18 protein-coding genes and 3 pseudogenes are annotated in these 18,377 nt (G+C 63.0%); 12 read left to right on the plus strand and 9 right to left on the minus strand.

The annotated features are described in order from the left end of the window. Nucleotides 1-147: 147 nt before the first annotated feature. Both G6N54_RS28315 and G6N54_RS28320 read right to left on the minus strand, forming a co-directional pair. A complete protein-coding gene (locus G6N54_RS28315) occupies nucleotides 148-1,308 on the minus strand; it encodes an oxidoreductase (protein ID WP_163794009.1) in 1,161 nt (386 codons plus the stop codon). Between the two features lie 33 nt (nucleotides 1,309-1,341). Beyond that, nucleotides 1,342-1,893 (minus strand): peroxiredoxin family protein, encoded by a 552-nt coding sequence (locus tag G6N54_RS28320; RefSeq protein ID WP_163794011.1) that lies wholly within the window; start codon nucleotides 1,891-1,893, stop codon nucleotides 1,342-1,344. A 224-nt stretch (nucleotides 1,894-2,117) separates the two neighbouring features. Between G6N54_RS28320 and G6N54_RS28325 the strand changes: the two genes are divergently transcribed. The 3 genes from G6N54_RS28325 to G6N54_RS28335 all read left to right on the plus strand — a co-directional run bounded on the left by G6N54_RS28325 (nucleotide 2,118) and on the right by G6N54_RS28335 (nucleotide 4,680). Continuing rightward, a complete protein-coding gene (locus G6N54_RS28325) occupies nucleotides 2,118-2,450 on the plus strand; it encodes a hypothetical protein (RefSeq protein ID WP_163794013.1) in 333 nt (110 codons plus the stop codon). Between the two features lie 96 nt (nucleotides 2,451-2,546). After that, nucleotides 2,547-3,125, plus strand: a complete 579-nt coding sequence (locus G6N54_RS28330; RefSeq protein ID WP_232073836.1) for a TetR/AcrR family transcriptional regulator — start codon at nucleotides 2,547-2,549, stop codon at nucleotides 3,123-3,125. Nucleotides 3,126-3,366: 241 nt separating this feature from the next. After that, nucleotides 3,367-4,680, plus strand: coding sequence for an NtaA/DmoA family FMN-dependent monooxygenase (locus tag G6N54_RS28335; RefSeq protein ID WP_163794018.1), 1,314 nt, complete (start codon nucleotides 3,367-3,369; stop codon nucleotides 4,678-4,680). Nucleotides 4,681-4,684: 4 nt separating this feature from the next. Here G6N54_RS28335 and G6N54_RS28340 read toward each other — a convergent pair whose 3' ends face one another. After that, entirely contained in the window at nucleotides 4,685-5,611 is a 927-nt protein-coding gene (locus tag G6N54_RS28340) for a class I SAM-dependent methyltransferase (RefSeq protein ID WP_163794020.1), read from the minus strand. Between the two features lie 407 nt (nucleotides 5,612-6,018). Here G6N54_RS28340 and G6N54_RS28345 point away from each other — a divergent pair, with 407 nt between their 5' ends. Both G6N54_RS28345 and G6N54_RS31800 read left to right on the plus strand, forming a co-directional pair. Continuing rightward, on the plus strand, nucleotides 6,019-6,669 hold the full coding sequence (locus G6N54_RS28345; protein WP_163794022.1) for an HAD-IA family hydrolase: 651 nt from the start codon (nucleotides 6,019-6,021) through the stop codon (nucleotides 6,667-6,669). Between the two features lie 85 nt (nucleotides 6,670-6,754). Beyond that, nucleotides 6,755-7,081 (plus strand): annotated as a pseudogene (locus G6N54_RS31800) (DoxX family protein). Between the two features lies 1 nt (nucleotide 7,082). Here the strand turns inward: G6N54_RS31800 and G6N54_RS31805 are convergent. Next, nucleotides 7,083-7,190, minus strand: a pseudogene (locus tag G6N54_RS31805) (SDR family NAD(P)-dependent oxidoreductase); the annotation flags it as partial. Between the two features lie 395 nt (nucleotides 7,191-7,585). Here G6N54_RS31805 and G6N54_RS28360 point away from each other — a divergent pair. The 4 genes and pseudogenes from G6N54_RS28360 to G6N54_RS29980 all read left to right on the plus strand — a co-directional run bounded on the left by G6N54_RS28360 (nucleotide 7,586) and on the right by G6N54_RS29980 (nucleotide 10,470). Continuing rightward, nucleotides 7,586-8,602, plus strand: coding sequence for an acyl-ACP desaturase (locus tag G6N54_RS28360; RefSeq protein WP_163794028.1), 1,017 nt, complete (start codon nucleotides 7,586-7,588; stop codon nucleotides 8,600-8,602). Nucleotides 8,603-9,027: 425 nt separating this feature from the next. Further along, nucleotides 9,028-9,333 (plus strand): hypothetical protein, encoded by a 306-nt coding sequence (locus G6N54_RS28365; protein WP_232073083.1) that lies wholly within the window; start codon nucleotides 9,028-9,030, stop codon nucleotides 9,331-9,333. 152 nt (nucleotides 9,334-9,485) lie between these two features. Then, a pseudogene (locus G6N54_RS31810) lies at nucleotides 9,486-9,845 on the plus strand (hypothetical protein); the annotation flags it as partial. Between the two features lie 82 nt (nucleotides 9,846-9,927). Next, entirely contained in the window at nucleotides 9,928-10,470 is a 543-nt protein-coding gene (locus tag G6N54_RS29980; protein ID WP_269475893.1) for a 2-hydroxyacid dehydrogenase, read from the plus strand. Nucleotides 10,471-10,526: 56 nt separating this feature from the next. Here the strand turns inward: G6N54_RS29980 and G6N54_RS28375 are convergent, their stop codons facing one another. The 4 genes from G6N54_RS28375 to G6N54_RS28390 form a co-directional block, all read right to left on the minus strand. Further along, complete coding sequence (locus tag G6N54_RS28375; RefSeq protein WP_163794030.1) at nucleotides 10,527-11,795, minus strand: sensor histidine kinase; 1,269 nt, start codon at nucleotides 11,793-11,795, stop codon at nucleotides 10,527-10,529. Nucleotides 11,796-12,097: 302 nt separating this feature from the next. Then, nucleotides 12,098-12,838, minus strand: a complete 741-nt coding sequence (locus G6N54_RS28380) for an esterase (RefSeq protein WP_163794032.1) — start codon at nucleotides 12,836-12,838, stop codon at nucleotides 12,098-12,100. Beyond that, nucleotides 12,835-13,098, minus strand: a complete 264-nt coding sequence (locus tag G6N54_RS28385; protein WP_163794034.1) for an NHL repeat-containing protein — start codon at nucleotides 13,096-13,098, stop codon at nucleotides 12,835-12,837. Before G6N54_RS28385 ends, G6N54_RS28380 begins: the two co-directional genes overlap by 4 nt. Then, on the minus strand, nucleotides 13,095-14,372 hold the full coding sequence (locus G6N54_RS28390; protein ID WP_232073085.1) for a TolB family protein: 1,278 nt from the start codon (nucleotides 14,370-14,372) through the stop codon (nucleotides 13,095-13,097). Before G6N54_RS28390 ends, G6N54_RS28385 begins: the two co-directional genes overlap by 4 nt. A 207-nt stretch (nucleotides 14,373-14,579) precedes the next feature. On the opposite strand from G6N54_RS28390, the gene G6N54_RS28395 reads away from it, so the two are divergent. Continuing rightward, nucleotides 14,580-15,998: a serine/threonine-protein kinase gene (locus tag G6N54_RS28395; protein ID WP_163794036.1), complete on the plus strand. Its 1,419-nt coding sequence runs from the start codon at nucleotides 14,580-14,582 to the stop codon at nucleotides 15,996-15,998. A gap of 4 nt (nucleotides 15,999-16,002) precedes the next feature. Beyond that, nucleotides 16,003-17,157, plus strand: coding sequence for a BTAD domain-containing putative transcriptional regulator (locus G6N54_RS28400; RefSeq protein ID WP_232073087.1), 1,155 nt, complete (start codon nucleotides 16,003-16,005; stop codon nucleotides 17,155-17,157). Between the two features lie 4 nt (nucleotides 17,158-17,161). Here the strand turns inward: G6N54_RS28400 and G6N54_RS28405 are convergent, their stop codons facing one another. Further along, nucleotides 17,162-17,623, minus strand: coding sequence for an EXPERA domain-containing protein (locus G6N54_RS28405; RefSeq protein WP_163794038.1), 462 nt, complete (start codon nucleotides 17,621-17,623; stop codon nucleotides 17,162-17,164). Nucleotides 17,624-17,748: 125 nt separating this feature from the next. Between G6N54_RS28405 and G6N54_RS28410 the strand changes: the two genes are divergently transcribed. Next, nucleotides 17,749-18,252 (plus strand): DUF4352 domain-containing protein, encoded by a 504-nt coding sequence (locus G6N54_RS28410; RefSeq protein WP_163795070.1) that lies wholly within the window; start codon nucleotides 17,749-17,751, stop codon nucleotides 18,250-18,252. Nucleotides 18,253-18,377 lie beyond the last annotated feature (125 nt).

Genomic DNA, 18,377 nt, shown 5'->3' on the forward strand with positions numbered 1-18,377 from the left:
GGTACTCGGGGCGAAAGTCGCTGAGATAGCGAACGCCCGCGTGACGCACAGGAGCACTCCTTCGACCGGGTACGAATGCCGACCAGGATCGGCGTCATTGCCGTTGGTGCTACCTCAATCGAGCTTCTGGCCAAAGATTTTGGTTCCTCAACCGCCGATTTCGTGACTTTGGGGGTCGGCTGGCGACTTCGATGTGTCGGCGACTTCCCAGTCCTTGATGTCCGCGACGGGTCCGAATAGATCGACGGGCAGGTCTGGTGACAGCGGCTTGCCGGTTTGTACGCGGCGTGGCCAGTCCCGGTTGGCCAGTGCGGGTTTGGCGAGGGCGACGACATCGGCGGCGCCGGAGTCGATGATCGAGGCCGCGTCCCGTGGGTCATCGAGGTGGCCGTTGGCGATGATCGACAGCCCGCTGTATTGCTTGGCGAGCTTCGCCAGGGGTGTCTCAGTGCCGTCGAAAGCAGGCGCCAGAGCACGGTATTCCGTGGTGTGGATGTAGTCGATGCCGGTGTCGGCCAGTGCCGTGAAGATCGCGGCCGCGTCGTCCTCACCGCCCACCCACCGATGGTGGTTGTCTGAAACCTTCCCTTGGGAAATGCGGATACCGACGGCGATGTCCGTCCCGACAGCCGCTGCGACGTCACCGCAAACCTCGGTGGCCAGTCGAACCCGGTTGGCGAGGCTGCCGCCGTAGTCGTCGGTGCGGGTGTTCATGTAATCGGTGATAAATGCGTCGAGCAGATAACCGTTGGCACCGTGAATCTCTACACCGTCGAACCCGACGTCACGTGCCAACCGGGCCGCGCTGACGAACGCGGCCCGGACTTGGCTGATCTGGTCACCAGTCATCGCCTGTGGCATCTGGAATGGGCCTGACCCGCGGTACATCGCCAACTGCTCGCCCTTTGGCCGCACCGCCGAGGGGCCCCACGTGACGGTGGTGCGGGGGTTGCCTTGCGCTTGGCTACCGGCGTGCATCAGTTGGGCGAAGAACTTCGATCCGGAGGCGTGGACGCCGGCGACGACTCGTCTCCACGCCTCGGCCTGAACGTGATTCGCGATGCCGGGCTGGAACAAGTAACCCTGACTAGTCTGATCATCGATATAGAGACCTTCGGTAATCAGCAGCGCGAACCCACCATCGGCAAACACCCGGTAATAGGTACCGATCCGATCGGTGGGAACGCCTTCGGCGGTCGCGCTTATTCGCGTCATCGGCGCCAGAGCGACACGATTGGTCAGGTCGACACCACCGATTGCTGTTGGCCGGAAAAGGGATTCGTACCGTGCACGCTGCTGCAGAGACATGGAATCGGCTGTCGTCGTCGAGTCAGTTTGCAGTTAACGAGGCTGCTCGGCGGTGCCCCTACCGTCCGGCCTGGTTACATGGGGTTGTTCGGTATTGCTTATTGCGTCTCCGGATGCGTCGGTCAGATACCTGATAAAGCCGACGACATCATCGGGAACAAGCCGCCCGATGGCACCGCTCGAGTACACGGCGAGGCACACCGTCCCATCAGGTGCCAGGATGAAGCCGGTCGATTGGAGATAGTGCGGATCGTCGTTGACGTAGGCGCCCGTGGCTATGGCGACCTTGTCGGCGTCGGCGTTGTGGCCGACCGGAAAGCGCAGCTTGCGCTTGGCGACGAGCGCAGCTGACGTGTCCTCGTCATCGACAGATAAGGCGACCACCTTGACGTTGAGTTCGCTCAGCGAATCGAGCGCACGCGAGAACGCGGCAAGTTGGGCGTTGCAGTACGGGCACCAGGACCCGCGGTAGATCAAGATAACGCCGTAGGAGCCAGCGAGGTCGCCCGGCAGGGAGATCGTCCCACCACCGACGGCGGGAAAGTCGAGCGCGGGGAACAGCTGGCCGTAGTTGAGTCGCGACATCGGCATCCTTCCACGGTCATTCGTTGACTGCTCGTCATCATGCTGCGGCAAAACTGGACCGACAATGCCAATTCGGATACGGTGCGGTCGCCGCGTCAATGAAGGGGCGTCTTATCGCGGGGCTAACAGCTCGCGAGCGTCAACAGTCCGCATTGCGGCCAGAGCGACAGGTAACGAATGGGGCCCCGGCCCGGCCGAGTCATCCCCGCCTGCGGAACGCGCCAATGCACGGTCTCGCCTTGCTAGCTGCTCTGAATGGCATTGCAAAGCAATATCTTTCAGAAGATATTGGAATTCGCTGCGCCTTCCGAACGGCGCGCAAGCCACAACCGACGGTAGTCGGGCTCGCCGGGGAGTATTGCGCTGGTTTCCAAATCGATCCGTCTTCGCAGGCCCCGTGCACGAGCATGATTGTGGGCCTGGGTGATTCGCGATTCGTCAGGGTTCCCATCTCAAGTGGGTGGACCTCAAAATTCGTCACCGTGCCGCGGCGATTCGCTGCCCAGGCGGCCATCGTGCAGCGACTCGACCATCATGCTTCCGAAAAACTGGACTGACAATTCCAACTCGGATATGGTGCGGTCGTGGCGCCAAAGGAGGGTCGTCCTACCGCGCGGCTGACGATTCGGGGCGCGGCGACCAAAGCCCGCATCGTGGATGGAGCGGCATCCCTCGTCCGGGAGCATGGGGTAGCAGGAACAAGCCTGGACGCGGTCATGACCGCCACCGGCACCAGCAGGTCGCAGCGATATCACTATTTCGACAACAAAGACGCGCTGATTGGCGAGGTGATCAAGACCCAGTTCGGCCGCATCATCGCCGCCCAGGAACCGCTGCTACGCGAGCTCTCCTCTTGGGCGGGTCTGCAACGCTGGTGTGATCATCTCGTGGCTATGGTCCGCGAGACGCAAGGTGTTGGCGGCTGTCCACTCGGTTCACTCGTGAGCGAGTTGGCCGACCGATCCGAGTCAGCGCGGCAGGAGCTCGCGCGGTCCTTTGCCGAATGGCAGTCCTATCTCTCCACGGGCTTTGCGACCATGCGCGACAACGGCGAACTCGCCACGGAGGCCGACGTCGATGATCTCGCGCTCACGATGATGAGCGCGCTGCAAGGCGGACTGCTCATGGCGCAGACCACGCGCAGCGCCCGTCCCCTTGAACTAGCCCTCAACATGGCCCTCGGACACGTCGCCGGATACCGGCCCAGCACGATGGAACCGCCACCGCGCTAACGGCCGATGGTGATCGCGTCTGCGTCCGCGGCCCACCAGTTCGCCTCTGAAATGTGCAGAAATGGGTGCCGACTGGTGGCCCATCGGTCCCGCTGGTCGCCGTGATAGTTGTCGCGCAGTACAGCCGAGGACTATTTCGACCCCGGTCCGTGTTGCCCCAGCAGAATGCCTAGGGCTGCGGCGACGCCATGACGAAGACACCTCCCTTGCAAGCATTCACCCGCACGAAGGAGTCGAACCCATGAGCACGCGGCCTCTGCACTTCAACGCTTTCATCTGGCCGAACGGCTATCACGAGGCCGCGTGGCGCGTCGTTGACGGCGATGTCCGCGATGTCCTTGGCCTGTCCTACTACACCGATATCGCGCGCGTCGCCGAACGCGGATTGATGGACTCAATCTTCTTGGCCGACAACATCGCCATCGCCGAATACCGCGCCACGTATCTGCCTCAGACGCAGTTCGACCCGATAGCGGTGCTCTCGGCGCAGGCGGCGGTCACCGACCACATCGGGCTGATCGGGACGGGCTCGACGACCTACAGCAAGCCGTGGGAGCTGGCCCGCCGGTTCTCGACCCTGGATCATCTCAGCGGCGGTCGCGCCGGCTGGAACATCGTCACCACCGTCACGCCGCTGGCCGCCGCCGCCTTCGGCGAGCCGTTCCACCCCGAGAACGCAGACCGCTATGCGCAGGCCCACGAATTCGTCGACGCCGTCACCCAGGTCTGGGACAGCTGGGAGGACGACGCCGTCGTCGGTGACCGCGAACGCGGCGTGTGGGCAGACCGCGCCAAGTTGCATGCGCCGCGCTTCCACGGCAAGTACTACGACGTCGAGGGTGTGCAGCCATTTCCGCGCAGCCCACAGGGGCACCCGGTGCTGCTTCAAGCAGGACAATCGGCGGCCGGCGTCGGGCTTGCCGCGCGATACGCCGAGGTGGTCTTCTCCGGGTCTCCCTCACTCGAGGCAGCGATCGCCTTCCGGGCTAACCTCCACGAGCAGGCCGCGGCCATAGGCCGAAAGGCCGACCAGATCAAGGTGCTGCCCGCGCTGATGATCACGCTCGGCAGCACCGAGGCCGAAGCTCGGGCACGCGCACAGCGCCTCGAAGACCTGGAGAATCCCGAGTTTCGTTGGCAGAACACTCTTTACACGGCCGGCCTCGACCCGGACGGTTTCGACCCCGATGCTCCGCTGCCCGCTGAACTCTGGGCCGAGCGGTCCGCACCGTCAAGCCGGGCAGAGCAGCTCTTCGCGGTCTCGCGTGCCGAGCCTGAGGCCACGCTACGAGAGATCGCGCAGCAGGTGACGGGTGGGCTGGCGGGCCAGACGCATTTCGTTGGCACGCCCGAACAGCTGGCCGATCATGTGATCGCGTGGCAGGACGAGGGCGCGGTCGACGGGTTCACGATCATGGGATCGACATTGCCGCACGAGCTGACGGCGTTCGTCGATCATGTGGTGCCCATCTTGCAGCGCCGCGGCCGGTTCCGCACCGAGTACGCCGGGCCCACATTGCGCGATCAGCTTGGGCTTGAGCGACCGGCCAAATAGGCTCTTACAATTCCTCGCGATCGACGACGAAGCGAACCTGACAGGCTTTGTGAATATTGCCTGGGCGGAAGCCTACGACGTCTGTATCTACCACACGGAAACCGAGGCTGTTAAATAGTGAATGCCACTCGCTAACCTTCTTGAACTGACAGCCGAAATTCATATCGACAAGTCCCTGAGCGACGGCGTTGCCAAAGAAATCAATCAGCACGAGCGCTCGGAACTGATCGCTTTCATCCAACTTATTGAATTCGGTTAGCTCAATCTGTCTCGTTGCAGCCCCGACGGACTCTTCCGGGACGGCGTAAGTATCTTCCTCGATAATCAACCGCCGTGCAACACGCCGCAAATTAATCAGCAGTGGAATCAGATCGGGTTCATCAACGTGGTGGAGGACGGTTTTTACGATCGCGCTGTTGAACATGTCGTCCGCATAGGGGACGTCAACAGGCGAAGCCATCTGGCGAAACGGTAGGTGGCTAGCGTTCGTGCCACGGTAGTCCATGACGTCCGTGGTGTAGCAGTCAAAGCCGGCCTGGGCGATCAGCGCAGCTAAATGACCACGACCGCAGCCGAAGTCGAGCACGGTGCTACCGCTAATGGCGTCTGCAAGGTTATTGAAGTCCTGTACCGGCTTACGCTGTGACTTATATGCCGAGTAGCCCTCGCTGAACCATGACCCGTTTCCCTCGGATGTGAAGAATTGTTCGTGTACCTCTTTACTTACTTGATAGAGTTCACGACCATTTCCGGCCGCCAGCAAATGCTTACACGCATCCTCTAAGAGACCACTTACATCGCTCGCGTGTTTAGAAAAGTGCGATTTATAACTCTTTTCCAGCACTGATATTGTGAAGTCCAGCGCCGTCGGTTCATGCTGCAAAGTCTCGTAAATGAAGTCATATTGAGCTCGTTTGGTGGCTGTTGACACCAAGAATCCTTTCGTCGCCCACGCTACAATTACCTGACGCAGCATCGTTGGGTAGCGGCAGGCAGGGGCCGAAGCAGTTGATTCAATGCATGCTATCAGCACGGCGCAAATTGAAGACGTTGGGTGCAAGCGGTTGTATTTACTTTGGTGCGCTTTACAAAAGTGCGTAAGCCGCGTATTAGCAACTATGACCAACGTCACAAAGAGTCACCTCTTTTTGTCGAACGCTAATTGGCGGATCCCTCTTGACGTGGGGTTTTCACGACAAACGACCCGAGCGGTCGGTTGATGCCGGCCTGAACATCGCCGTCCATCATCGCCGAGGGCAAACCGCCCCCGCTCGCATCCGCCAGGCAGAACCTCTGGCCGGCGCATGCGTCGCCCCAACGCGATTAGGGTTGCGACCTATGGCGGTGCTGCGCGGCAAGAGAATCTTGTTCGACATCGACGGCACCTTGGTTGACTCAACCGCCACCGTTGAACGGTCCTGGGGCACCTGGGCCACGGAATACGGCGTCGACTACGACGAGGTCCTCAAGGTCTGCCATGGCAGGCGAACCGAAGACACCGTCGCGCAGTTCGTCGCGCCACAGCGGCGAGCCGCAGCGACAGCGCGGCTGCTCGCTCTGCAGGAGTCCGCTGATCTCGATGGTGTGCTGGCGCTACCGGGTGCGCGCCGATTGCTCGATGCCTTGCCGCCCAGTCATTGGGCGGCGGTAACTTCCGGGCCGCGCTCCTTGATGGCTGCTCGACTAGCGGCAGCGCGGCTCCCGGCTCCCACGTTGCTGATCGGCGCGGAAGATGTATCAATCGGCAAGCCCGACCCCGAGAGTTACCTCAAGGCGGCGGCCGCACTGGGCTTCGAGGCTCAAGAGTGCCTAGTGGTGGAGGACGCGCCCGCTGGTGTTGGTGCTGGCCGGGCCGCGGGGGCGCAAGTACTGGCGGTCTCGACCACGCACCACGCGGACGAACTGGCGGATGCGGACATCGTCGTAACCGACCTCTCCTGCGTCAGCGTCGAAGTCACCGATAGTGGTGTCGCTTTGCTGGTCATCTAAAGGTTGACAGCTCGTCGGCCGGAATGAACGGCGCGCCCGCCCCGAACGTGGAACTGATATGCCTCTTTGGGTTGTCGGCGTTGGGATGGGCCTGGTCTTCGCCGCCTCCGGCGCGATAAAGTTGGTCGTCCCGAAAAAGCGCCTGGCACTCCGGGGTTCGAGTTGGGTCGACGACTTTAGTTCGGGCACAGTGATATTCGTGGGATTAACAGAGATTGCTGGCGGCCTGGCAATGCTCTGACCCGCGGTAGTCGACATTTCGCCCGTGTTGGCGGTAGCGGTTGGGACAACGGGCTTGATAATCGTAATGCTAGGTGCGGCAGTGGTACACGCGCGTCGACGCGAACCGGGAATGATCATGCTGAACTTGGCGCTGCTGGCTTTAGCGGCGTTAGCGATCTGGGACCGTTGACGCCAGGGAGCTGCCCGGCGATGCTGCTTCCTGACCCGGCGCAGAGCAATGGCAGCAGAATGGCGCTCACCAGTCGCGTCACCGCGGTGACGTTGATGTCCATTTGGGAGCCTGCAGGTCTCAGGCCCCCCTCAAGGCCCGGACGCGCTATTCGTCATCGAGTGCCCGCCCACAAACGACGGATGACGCCGCATCGCCTCGCCACGCTCACGGGCGCGATGTTGAGCCGCAACCCAAGCTGGATGTGACTGAAGGACAACGACTTTAGCCTCGGAAACAGCTATCACCAAGCCTCCCGCATCGCCAAAATGGCCGATTTCCCACGCTTATCTCAACAGCTCGCCGAGCTCACCGATAGGGACGGAAGTCCTCTAACGCCGAGGGCCTCGGGCCGAAGGGGCTTCTGACCCTATCCCTCCCATCTCGCGCATGTCATCTTAATGTAACCGCGTGACACATATACATTGCGCGTTGCCGACAACCGCAGATAACTGGGAGAGTTCCGTGTCGAAGGATCTGACTAACTTGCAGCTACTCCGCGAACTTGAGCCGGTAGTTGAACGCCTGCTCAACCGCCACCTCTCGATGTTCAAAGAGTGGCACCCGCACGATTACGTCCCCTGGTCGGATGGCAGAAACTTTTATGCGCTGGATGGCCAAGATTGGGAGCCGGGGCAGACCCGGCTCCCCGACGTCGCGCAGGTGGCGATGGTCCAAAATCTGCTGACCGAGGATAATTTGCCGTCGTATCACCGTGAGATCGCGATGAACTTCAGCATGGACGGCCCGTGGGGGCAGTGGGTGAATCGGTGGACAGCGGAAGAGGCCAGGCACAGCACGGCGCTGCGCGACTACCTGGTGGTCACCCGCTCCGTCGACCCGGTGGAGCTAGAAAAGCTTCGCGTTGAGCAAATGACTCGCGGCTTCAGCCCTGGCCAGAATCACCAGGGTAATATGTTTGCTGAGAGTTTGTTTGACTCGGTTATGTATGTGTCATTTCAGGAGTTGGCCACCCGCGTCTCGCACCGCAACACCGGCAAGGTCAGTCGCGACACCATCGCAGAGCAGTTGATGGCCAGGGTGTCGCACGACGAGAGCCTGCACATGATCTTTTATCGGGATGTCAGCGCAGCAGGTTTGGACATCGCGCCCAATCAAGCGATGAAATCGGTGCACCGAATCCTGCGCAATTTCAAGATGCCAGGGTTCACGGTGCCCGAGTTTCGGCGCAAGGCGGTCATCATCGCCGTGGGCGGCGTCTACGACCCCCGCATCCATCTCAACGAGGTGGTCATGCCAGTGCTCAAGAAGTGGCGCATCTTCGAACGTGAAGACTTTAGTGGCGAGGCCGCACGGATGCGCGACGATCTTGCACTACTGGTCAAGGAACTCGAGGAAGCCTCCGACAAGTTCGACGAATCCAAGCAGCGCTACCTAGAACGCGAGGCTCGCAAGACGGAGAAGATCACCGCCAGCAAAGTGCTTCAAACGAAAGGGACGCTGACGCAAAGCAGGCGCTGAGGGTCTGGATGTCGCCTGGGACAAGTCGCGGCGTGGATCGGCATCATCGCAGGTGTCGTGTTCATCGTCGCGGTGATCTTCTTCTCCGGGGTCTTCCTGGCCCGGTCGAGCCGACGGCTACTACTGGTGGGGTCAGGGTCACAACGGCGGACACGTCGGCAGCTGCCCAATGGTGACATCGGGGGACATGATGGGGCCCGGCGGACACATGGGCCCACGATGAACGTCCAGGACGACACCGGTCTCGCCGTGCCCGCTAGCGACAGACCGTCAGCTGGCTTGTGGTCACCCGATCGACGGACCGCGTGGGTGCCAAACGTGGAGCACGGAAACGCGCCGACTATCGACACTCAAGTGTGTGACTTTTGGCCGTATTGGCCGACCACACTGGGCAATTAGCGTAGTTGGCGTCAGCGAAAACTATCGTGAAAGGATTTGGCATGACCCCTAATGCTCAGCCGAAGACTGTTGTATCGCAACACACCGATCTGGTCGACGATTTGCGCGAATCGGCCAAGGCCGGACAGCATGTCGCAGGCGAGGCGTTGCGCAAGTTCCGCGAGACGGTCGACGAGGCACTTCCCGAGGCTATTCAACCGCTGCGCGCGAAGCTCGTCGACGCCGCGATCGAACTTGCCGACAAGCTCGCCACCGCACAGTATGCGTTCAACCGCAGCCTCATCCGAAGTGCGGACCGCGTATTGAGCCAATCGGAAGACGAACAGCGGTAGAGACATTTATCCGAGCAGCCGGCCGGCGATCCCAGATAGGCTGGCCGGCTTACGATTTCGATGACTGACAACACTCCACACTCATGCGGGTCGGCCGCTAGGGCGGCCCAAAATCCGCAGCGGCGCAACCGACTTGCCGATGGACTTCGCCGATGACTGCCGGAGTCCTCCGCAAGCAAATCCTCGCCGTCATTCCGGCCGAAGCCGGGGGGCGCGCCGTTGGTGAACAACTGGCCAGTTTGTTCGGCGCCGGATTCTCGGTTGCGGTAGTGGAAACCGCCGATGAGGACACGGCGGCACTGAGCCAAGCTAATGTCATCTTGACCGGCCTCGGCCGCGTCACAGCTGAACACATCGCCGCGGCTCACGATTTGGAGTTAATCCAATGCGCAAGTCACGGATTCGATTACGTAGACCTCGCGGCCGCCCGTGAACGGGGGATCGTCGTATGCAACATAGGGTCAAGCGACGCCGAGCTACAGGACGTCGCTGAACAGACGTTCGCCTTGATGTTGGCTCTTGCCAAGCAGCTGATTCCGGCGCACATCGCCTTAACGGCGGGGGACTGGGCCCTCCCCCAGGCTGCAGCACTCCATCACCGAACTGCACGGCAAAACCTTGGGAATCATCGGGCTCGGCCGCATCGGCCAGCAAGTCGCGCGGCGTGGGGTGGCTTTCGATATGGACATCGTCTATACCGACCCGTCGGACGACTTGACCGGGATCGCCGACGGCCTCGGCGCCCGGCGTGTCGTTCTCGACGAGTTGCTGCACACCAGCGACTACATCGTCGTGCTTGCACCGCTCACAGACGCGACGCGGCACCTGATCGATGCCCGGCGCTTGGCGCTCATCAAACCCACGGCGTTCATCGTCAACACGGCCAGGGGCGCAATCATAGATCAGGAAGCCCTCGCCGACGCCCTGGAGGCTGGCCGCATCGCGGGCGCCGGCATAGATGTATTCGACCCAGAACCACCGACCGCCGCACTACGGATCCTGCAGGCCCCCAATGTTGTTCTGTCCCCACATGTGGGCGGTGTAACGCGTGAAACGCTAATACGCATCGCCATGGCCGCCGCGTCCAACGTTCGCCGATTCCTCGATGGCCAACCCCTAGCCGACGTGGTGTCTTGAATGCGCCGAACACAATTCGTCACCGCGTCAACTCTCGATGCACCACCCTCGGACGGTCAGGCGGCGGTGAGATGACGTGCGGTCCCTAATGGTATGGAGATGGCGAGTTCGGTTCCGGGGGAGGTCGAGCGCACGTCGAACTGGCCGCCGCACGCGAGTACCCTCGCGCGCATCGAGGTCATTCCGATATGACCTTCGTCAGCCTTTCGTGCGATTGCCGCCGCCGAGATGCCCACTCCGTCATCGGCAACACGCAACGAGGCCACCCCGTCGCAATATTGTAAATCGATCCAAATAGTCCGTGCACGAGCATGTTTGATGACGTTCGTCGACGCCTCACGCACGGCGTTGTCCAGCACGTCATCGGACTCGGTGCGCAGACCATCGGGCCAACCGGTCGCGTCAAACACGACGGAAAGCCCCGCGCGGGAACCAAGGCGTTCGGCGAGGGCGGAGACCGCCGACTTCAAGCCGAGCCGCACCAGCACGTCTGGATGTAGTTCACGGACCACGTCGCGCAGCAGCCCCGAACACTCGGCGAGCGCCGACTCCACCCGGTCGACGGCATCGGCTGAGCCGTCGCGCACATCCTCGATGTCTTGACGTGCAACCAAGATGTACTGAAGGGCGCCGTCGTGCAGCCGCTCCGAAATTACTTGCCGCTCACGCCGTTCCACGCCCAGCAGTTCCTCCAATAGCTCGCTTCGCTGCCGGGCCAAGTCGGCGATCATCTCTATCCTGGACCGCTGGATAAATGACAGCACAACGGATCCGCCGGCCAGTGCGGCCAAGACGAACGAACTCAACAGGATCGATGCCCAGGGCTCCTGGTTGGCCGACCTGGTGATCCAGCAGGTGAGAACGAATACGGAGACGGTCGGGATCGCCACCGCCGCACTGATCTTGGGATCCAGCTGCGCGCCCGCGATCAGTGGAATCAGGAAGAAGCCGTTCCTCATCACGTCTGATGTCCAGTCCTGCGGGGACGTCACGCCGGCGAGTACCGACAGGACGGAAACCATCGCGACGTCGGCGGTCAGAGCGAGCAGTGGCACCAGCGTCCTGGTGGACGTCGTCGTGGATGCCCCACGTCGCAGCGCCCACGCACTCCAGCACCCGAGGCCGACCGCGTACACCAGCGGGATGCTCACGCAGACCCACTCGTAGTGGTCCGGCGGCTCCAACCACAACGTCGCAATGACCAAGACGATCAGTACCGCACGCAATCCAAACTGCAGCAGAGTGCCGAGCCACAGCGTCCGCCCGACGTCCGGTACAACCTGGTGCGCTTGCAGTTCGGCCCCACGCTGACGATCTGTAGACATCGGCGGCTCCTGTCGTGTCGCGGTGGCGAAATCATAACCGTCGATTACCGGCAGGAATGGGTGTGCGGTGTAGCCGCGGCAAACGGACTCGACGTCGCCAGGAGGACGGGTGGCTCGGCGCGGCTGGGCTGTGACCGGGATTTTCACAATTTCGGCGTGCACTACCCGTCAAACCTCTACGCTGCCGACCAATCATGGTGGCGCCGACTCGCTGCGCGGACCTCCGCCGGCAAGCTCGCCACCGCGACTTGCGTGGGCAACACGGGACAGAGTTAGCGGCACGTTCCCGCGTCGCTGTTGGACTAGGCAAGCACCGATGCCAGTTCGGACCGCGGCACCGTGATCTTGTGCGGTCCGCCGTTGTCCGACACCACTTGGTCTTGGCCGAAGAAAAAGATCACCGCGTCATTCGTGATCGCGAAGTTCTGGTACGTCGTTTGATCGAGATCAGCGGCTGGCGCATCGAATTCGCGCTCGACGATCGGGTTGAGGATCTCCAGCGGCTTTGTCCCAGGCTTGAACAGCGTGTCGAACGTGATCGGAGCGCGCTTACCGAGGTCAAAGTTGAACGCCTGGAACGTGGTGTTTGGATGGCCCTCATGGGCCAGGCCTGTGTCGTTGTCGATTTTCAACACGACGCTTCGGGTGCCTGACTCCGGCGGTCCCGAACGGAAAGCCTTGGCGGTGACGTTGTATTCGTATGGCCGATCACGGCCGCCCGACGGCCCGAACTTGGCGACCCAGTCGAGGAATGCGTCGCGGTCGCGTTTCACGAAGTCGGTGACGGCCGGCATGTCCGGGTAATCGAGAGGAAAGCTGATGTCGATCTTGTAGGCCGAAGTCGCACTATGGACGTGGCAGCTTTGGTCGGGGCCACTTGTTCCGTTGAGCTCGGTACACACCGATTGGCCTTGCACCGCAACCGATGTGGTCACCGGCGTAGGGGACGTCGAAGCGCTCTGCGGGGCGACAGGTGGTGTCCCGCATCCGGCCGCACTCGCGATCATCGCCGCCGCGACGACCCCACGAATCACGATCTTCATGATTGGACCGCCAGCTTGAGAATGCGAAAGTGCAGGCCGTCGTTGAGATAAACGTTGCCCTTGGAGTCGACCGCCACGCTTGATGAGTCCTTCAGGTCGTTGAATGGCAGCACGATTGGAGCGCTCGCGCCCGCATCCAACTTCAGCACGCGGATGGTGCCGAGGTCGATGACGTACACATTGCCGCTGGGGTCCACCGCCAAATCGGTGGGCAACAACTTGAGGTCGGCGAACGGCAACAGGCGAGCAGTCTTCGTCATGCTGATCTCCGCTCGCTATCGCTGGCCCGGGAAAGGGATGGCCCTGATGACGCCGCCGCCGTTGACCGTAGGCCCGAGCAGCACGGTCGAGGTGCCGGCCGCGGGTTGTAGTCGATCAGTGACTGGCCGCCGCCACAGCCGGCCCGGGCCTGCAGGTCGAGGTCGCCTCCGTTGACGCCGAGGACCACGACGCTGCGGCCCTTCACGTCAGGCACGTTGACCTGTGATGTCGTGCCGTCGTCGTTGAGCTTGGCGAGATATACGACGCCACACGCGCCGGCGGCCTGCAGGAACGTCCCTGCCGGGAGCTGCCATGCGTTCAGGTCGCCGTAGTCGGGGCCATTCCCGTCATTCGGCGCGGTAAGCGCGGTCGGTGTCCCGCCGTCGATGGGTACCAGCCACAGCTGCGACCCCTTGGAGCTGCCGCAGCGAGCGAGGGCAACCTTCGAGCCCGCGTCCCACCACCGCATCGGCGAGCAGTCCTTCTGCCCGTCGAGCGGCAGAGCCTTACCGGGAACCCCGTCATTGCCCATCAGCGCGAGGCCGGACGCCGCGCCCAGCACCAACTGGGTGCCGTCCGGGGTGGAGAGAAACCCCTGAAAGTCCTGTGCCACCGGGTAGGTCAGCTGGTGGTTGCCGTCGAGGTCGACGCGTTCCAACGACTTAGGCCTAGCGCTGTTCCACCCGTGTAGCAGGAGTGCCTTGCCGTCGGGGCGTGTGTAGCGCGGACTGGCCTCGTTGCCCTCGACGGTGAACGTCCTCTGCGCGCCGCTGCGCAGGTCGACTTCGGTGATCGCCCGGTGGCCCTTCTGGTTCGTGACGAACAGGGCACGGGTTCCGTCGCCCGACCAGTCGACCAACTCCGGGCTTGAACCCTCGCCCGGCGGCGGGAAGCTGGTGATCGGGTAGCGGCCGCCCGCGGGATCGACCAGGTACAGCGTCGTGGTGGCCGTCTGCCAGGTTGGCGAGCCGGGCGGCGGCATTTCGCCGGGGTGTAGGCCCGGAACGGGGCTCCACATCGCAAGCATCCAACCCGGACCGACCTGCGACCACGGAACGGTCTCGAGGGAGGCCTCGACGCCGTGGGCCGCCATAGCCGGCGAAGGCTCGGCATGCGCGGCGGGCGACGGGGTGATCCCCGCCGCGACCATCGCCGTTGCCGCAAGCGCGAACGTCGTCGTCTCCATCCGTCGCCGGAACCCGGCGCGCGGACGGCCGTTGCGAGGGCCGGCGTTCCGCGGCGCGGGCTGTGCGTGACGCGGTGTCGTGATCATATTGGTCTCCTTGAAAAGCAGGCCCGGTCAGCGGGTTTTTTGCTAGTGGGCTGGGGTGCCCGGTCACGTAGAGGCTGCGCCGCATGCCTTGCGCGTTTCTTGCGTCTTTCTTGGAGCGCGGCCCGCAGGCGGCGGCTTCGGCACTAAATGGCTGCATGGGCGGGCCGTGAGGGAGATACTGCGTCGGTACCCGAAGGAATCAAGGGGATGGCGGCGGACTCGCGCGTCGGAATGACGTTCGGCAAATACAACATCACGCGCCTGCTCGGCAAGGGCGGGGGTGGGGCAGTCTACGAAGCCTTCGACACCGGCAAACAGCGAACCGTCGCGGTCAAGATCCTGGCCGACGAGTTGTCCACCAATCCCACGTTTCGTACCCGATTTCAGCGGGAGTCTCAGGCCGCGGCGATCCTGCAGGAACCCCACGTCATTCCGATCCACGACTGGGGCGAGATCGACGGCAGCCTCTACATCGAGATGCGCTTGGTGCAGGGGCAGACGCTTCTCGACTTGATCGCCGACGGCCCGTTGGCTCCTCGGCGTGCGGTCGCCCTCATCGGTCAGGTCGCCGACGCACTGGATGCGGCGCACACCGAGGGGTTGATCCATCGAGACGTCAAGCCGCAGAACATCATCGTCACCCCGGCCGATTTCGTGTATCTCGTCGACTTCGGAATCGCCGAAGGCAGAGGCGATCCGCGGCTGACGACGGTCGGGACTCAGATCGGCACCTTGAATTACATGGCGCCCGAACGGTTTCGCGACGGGATAACCACGCCCGCGGTCGACGTCTACTCGCTTGCGTGCGTGTTGTACGAGTCGCTCACCGCCGCCGCCCCGTTCGACGGCGACAGCCTGGAACATCTGGTGGCGGCCCACATGGCCCTGCCGCCCCCACAACCGAGTGCGGCGAATCCGCGGGTTCCGGTCGCGCTGGACAAGGTCGTCGCACGCGGCATGGCCAAAGACCCCGACGACCGGTACGCCACGGCGGGCGCCCTGGCGCGTGCGGCGCAGCGCGCTTTGGGAAGCGACATCACCGACGAGATGGCGTCACCGCCCGGCGCATCGACGGATGCCAACGGCACGAGACTGTTCGCCGCGGCCGTGCAAACCGATCCCATTGCGGCGGAGCCTCCCGACCACGATTCGAGAAAACGCGGATGGGTGCTGCCGGCCGTGATCGCGGGCACCGCGGCTCTGGTCCTCGGGGGCATCGGTGTGGACATCGGCCTGTTCGCACACGGGCCAACAAGACCGCAGCAAACCCCCGCGCGCGCAGCGCTGCCCCCACTGATAACCGGTCCCGACCTCAGCGCCCTGCATCAGTCCTGCGATCAGGGCTTTTCCTTGTCGAACACCACGGGGTTCGGCACCCACGCCGGCCGTGGCACACCGGAAACCTCGTGTCTATTCGCCAACAGCGTGCTGACCTCCTACTGGGCCGAATACGGCGACGCCAGCCCGCTGCCACGGGCCGTCTCCGCGCCCGGCGCAGTGGACTGCAAGTCCGTGCCGGGCGCGCTGTGCAACGGCTCCAACTTCCTGATGCACTGCCAGCAACACCCCGGGGACAGCTGGATCACCTGCATCGGCGGAAGTAGCGCCCGCGTGTACCTGTGGTGACTGCATGCCGGATATCGCGATGACCCACAACGGCCTCCGGTTTGGGCTATTGGGACCGTTGCAGCTGAGCGTCGACGGTGCCGAGCTGCCGTTGGGTGCGGCAAAACGGCGGGCCGTGCTGGCCTTGCTGCTGATCAATCGCAACCGCACCGTGCCGATCGACACGTTGATCGACGCCGCGTGGCAGCAACGCCCACCGCCCGAGGCTCGAGCGAGCCTGCATGCGCACGTCTCTCGGCTGCGCCGGCTGATCGGCAGCGCCGGCGTGGATCCCGCCGTGATCCTGGCCAGCGCCCAGCCCGGGTATCGATTGGCCGTGCCCGAAGAGGCGTGCGATCTCGGTCGTTTCGCCGTCGAACAAAAGGCGGGATTTGAGGCCGTTACCGCCGGCCGGTTCGAAAAGGCGAGTGGCCATTTGTCGGCCGCGCTAGGGGAGTGGCGCGGGCCGGTGCTCGAGGACCTGCGCGACTTTGAATTCGTCGACGCCTTCGCCGCGGCATTGGCAGAGGACAAGCTGGTGACACTCACCGCGCGGGCCGAGATCGAAATAGCTTGCGGTCGAACGCATTCGATAATCCGTGAGCTCGAAGTCCTGGTGGGCGAGCACCCGTATCGAGAACCGCTGTGGGCGCAGTTGATAACCGCCTACTATGCGGCGGAGCGCCAATACGACGCACTGGACGCCTACGGTCGGCTCAAGACTGCGCTCGCTGACGATCTGGGTATCGATCCCGGTCCCACGTTGCAGCGTCTACATCAGCGGATCCTTCGCCAAGAGCCGCTCGACGTCGAACAAGCGGCGCGCGCAACGGCCAAACGCGTTGCCGTGACTCGTCGGCGGACTACCAAGATTGTCCAGGAGTCGGCCGTCGTCGCACACCTCCGCGATGCCGGCGGAAGTCGTTATCCGCTGCGAGGAACCGCGACCAGGATCGGCCGCGTCGCCGACAATGACATCGTCCTCGACGACGACACGGTCAGTCGCTACCACGCGGTGATCGTCGACACCGGAAACAGTTTCGTCATTACGGATCTGCGGTCCGCCAACGGAGTCGACGTCGCGGGTCAGAGGGTTCGTGTCAGCGCGACGCTCGCCGACGGTGATCGCATTTGCATCTGCGGCCACGAGTTCGTCTTCGAGATGTCCGGAGTTTGGTGAGACTTCAGGCTGTGCGCGGCCAGAACCGGTACGCCACCAGCATCGGCACGATCAGCCAGGGGAGATTGAGTGGCAGGTAGGTCGCCAGGTGCAAGGGCGGATTAGGCCCGAGGAACGTCTGCATGAAGTAGAAGTACATATTCACCACGGCGCTCACGGCATAGGCGATCGCCAGTGCGGGCAGCCAGCGCCACGATTTCAGCTTCCAGACGCCGATGGTGAGCATCACGAGCAGCGGGAGTTGAACGAAACCGTCGTACAGCAGCGAGGCCCGCAAGGCGGGCGGCATGACCAGATGCTGCGGTTCTTGCTCGACGCCCCAGGTGTGTAAGGCGCGCAGCGGTGGCCACGGGCTGTCAGTGGCGACGGGAACGCCCAATCCTTCCGGCAGACTCAACAAGACGGCGTTGATGATGCCGAGCACGAAGGCGGGGAGCAGGAGGTAGTCGAGCCGACGCCGCTGCATCTGCTCATCTTGCAGCACAGTCGCGAGGTTTCAAGTATGAATAGCGCCGGTACCGATGGTGTTCGAATGTTAGGAGGCAACGTCAAGTGACCACACCGATTTCCTTGCGCTTAGCGCTGGTGACGATGGTGGCGATCACCGCGTGCGCGACCGCGCCGCACGGCAACGCCGAACCGACAACCCAGCAGTCGCCGTTCCCGACCGGAAAATCCGGCGGCACCATTCATGTCACGGAGTACAGCACCGCCACCGCCGACGTCACGCTCAACAACGCGAACTGGGTCTCGTCCGGCTGTTACGGTGGCGGCGGCTGCAACGTCATCGAGATCACCATCGTCGGCAAGTCCGACGCACCATTCACGTACAGCCAGACCTCCATCACGGCCGCCGCCACGCCGTGGCGGCAAGATCCGTACCGGGATATCCAGGGCGGCTCGTCCACTATCGATTACCAGGCGATCAACAAGACCCCGCCGCTGCGCTCGGGCACCGTGGCCAATGGCCAAACCGTGCACGGATTCATCGCCTACGACAGCACCGTGAAGCAGGGCGACATCTACATCGAGTTCAACGACCCCAACGCCCCGGCGGCACCCACCCCGTTGGCGGGCTGGAAGGTCCACACGTAACCCGCCGCCTCTTAGGCGAGTTAAGCGGTCTTCCAAGAGGATTAGGGGACGGTGCCCCACTGATGTGGGAACCCCGATGCCGACCGCTACACGTACGTCGTCACCCGCGAAAGCGACGACGGCAC

This window comes from Mycobacterium stomatepiae, assembly GCF_010731715.1.
Classification (GTDB): domain Bacteria; phylum Actinomycetota; class Actinomycetes; order Mycobacteriales; family Mycobacteriaceae; genus Mycobacterium; species Mycobacterium stomatepiae.

Coding starts and splice junctions, on each gene's coding strand:
- G6N54_RS28385 (WP_163794034.1), bottom strand. CDS start 13,098: ATGACGAAGACTGCTCGCCTGTTGCCGTTCGCCGACCTCAAGTTGTTG.
- G6N54_RS28400 (WP_232073087.1), top strand. CDS start 16,003: ATGCCGGATATCGCGATGACCCACAACGGCCTCCGGTTTGGGCTATTG.
- G6N54_RS28395 (WP_163794036.1), top strand. CDS start 14,580: ATGGCGGCGGACTCGCGCGTCGGAATGACGTTCGGCAAATACAACATC.
- G6N54_RS28380 (WP_163794032.1), bottom strand. CDS start 12,838: ATGAAGATCGTGATTCGTGGGGTCGTCGCGGCGGCGATGATCGCGAGT.
- G6N54_RS28335 (WP_163794018.1), top strand. CDS start 3,367: ATGAGCACGCGGCCTCTGCACTTCAACGCTTTCATCTGGCCGAACGGC.
- G6N54_RS28315 (WP_163794009.1), bottom strand. CDS start 1,308: ATGTCTCTGCAGCAGCGTGCACGGTACGAATCCCTTTTCCGGCCAACA.
- G6N54_RS28345 (WP_163794022.1), top strand. CDS start 6,019: ATGGCGGTGCTGCGCGGCAAGAGAATCTTGTTCGACATCGACGGCACC.
- G6N54_RS28410 (WP_163795070.1), top strand. CDS start 17,749: ATGGTGGCGATCACCGCGTGCGCGACCGCGCCGCACGGCAACGCCGAA.
- G6N54_RS28375 (WP_163794030.1), bottom strand. CDS start 11,795: ATGTCTACAGATCGTCAGCGTGGGGCCGAACTGCAAGCGCACCAGGTT.
- G6N54_RS28390 (WP_232073085.1), bottom strand. CDS start 14,372: ATGATCACGACACCGCGTCACGCACAGCCCGCGCCGCGGAACGCCGGC.
- G6N54_RS28325 (WP_163794013.1), top strand. CDS start 2,118: ATGCACGGTCTCGCCTTGCTAGCTGCTCTGAATGGCATTGCAAAGCAA.
- G6N54_RS28405 (WP_163794038.1), bottom strand. CDS start 17,623: ATGCAGCGGCGTCGGCTCGACTACCTCCTGCTCCCCGCCTTCGTGCTC.
- G6N54_RS28320 (WP_163794011.1), bottom strand. CDS start 1,893: ATGTCGCGACTCAACTACGGCCAGCTGTTCCCCGCGCTCGACTTTCCC.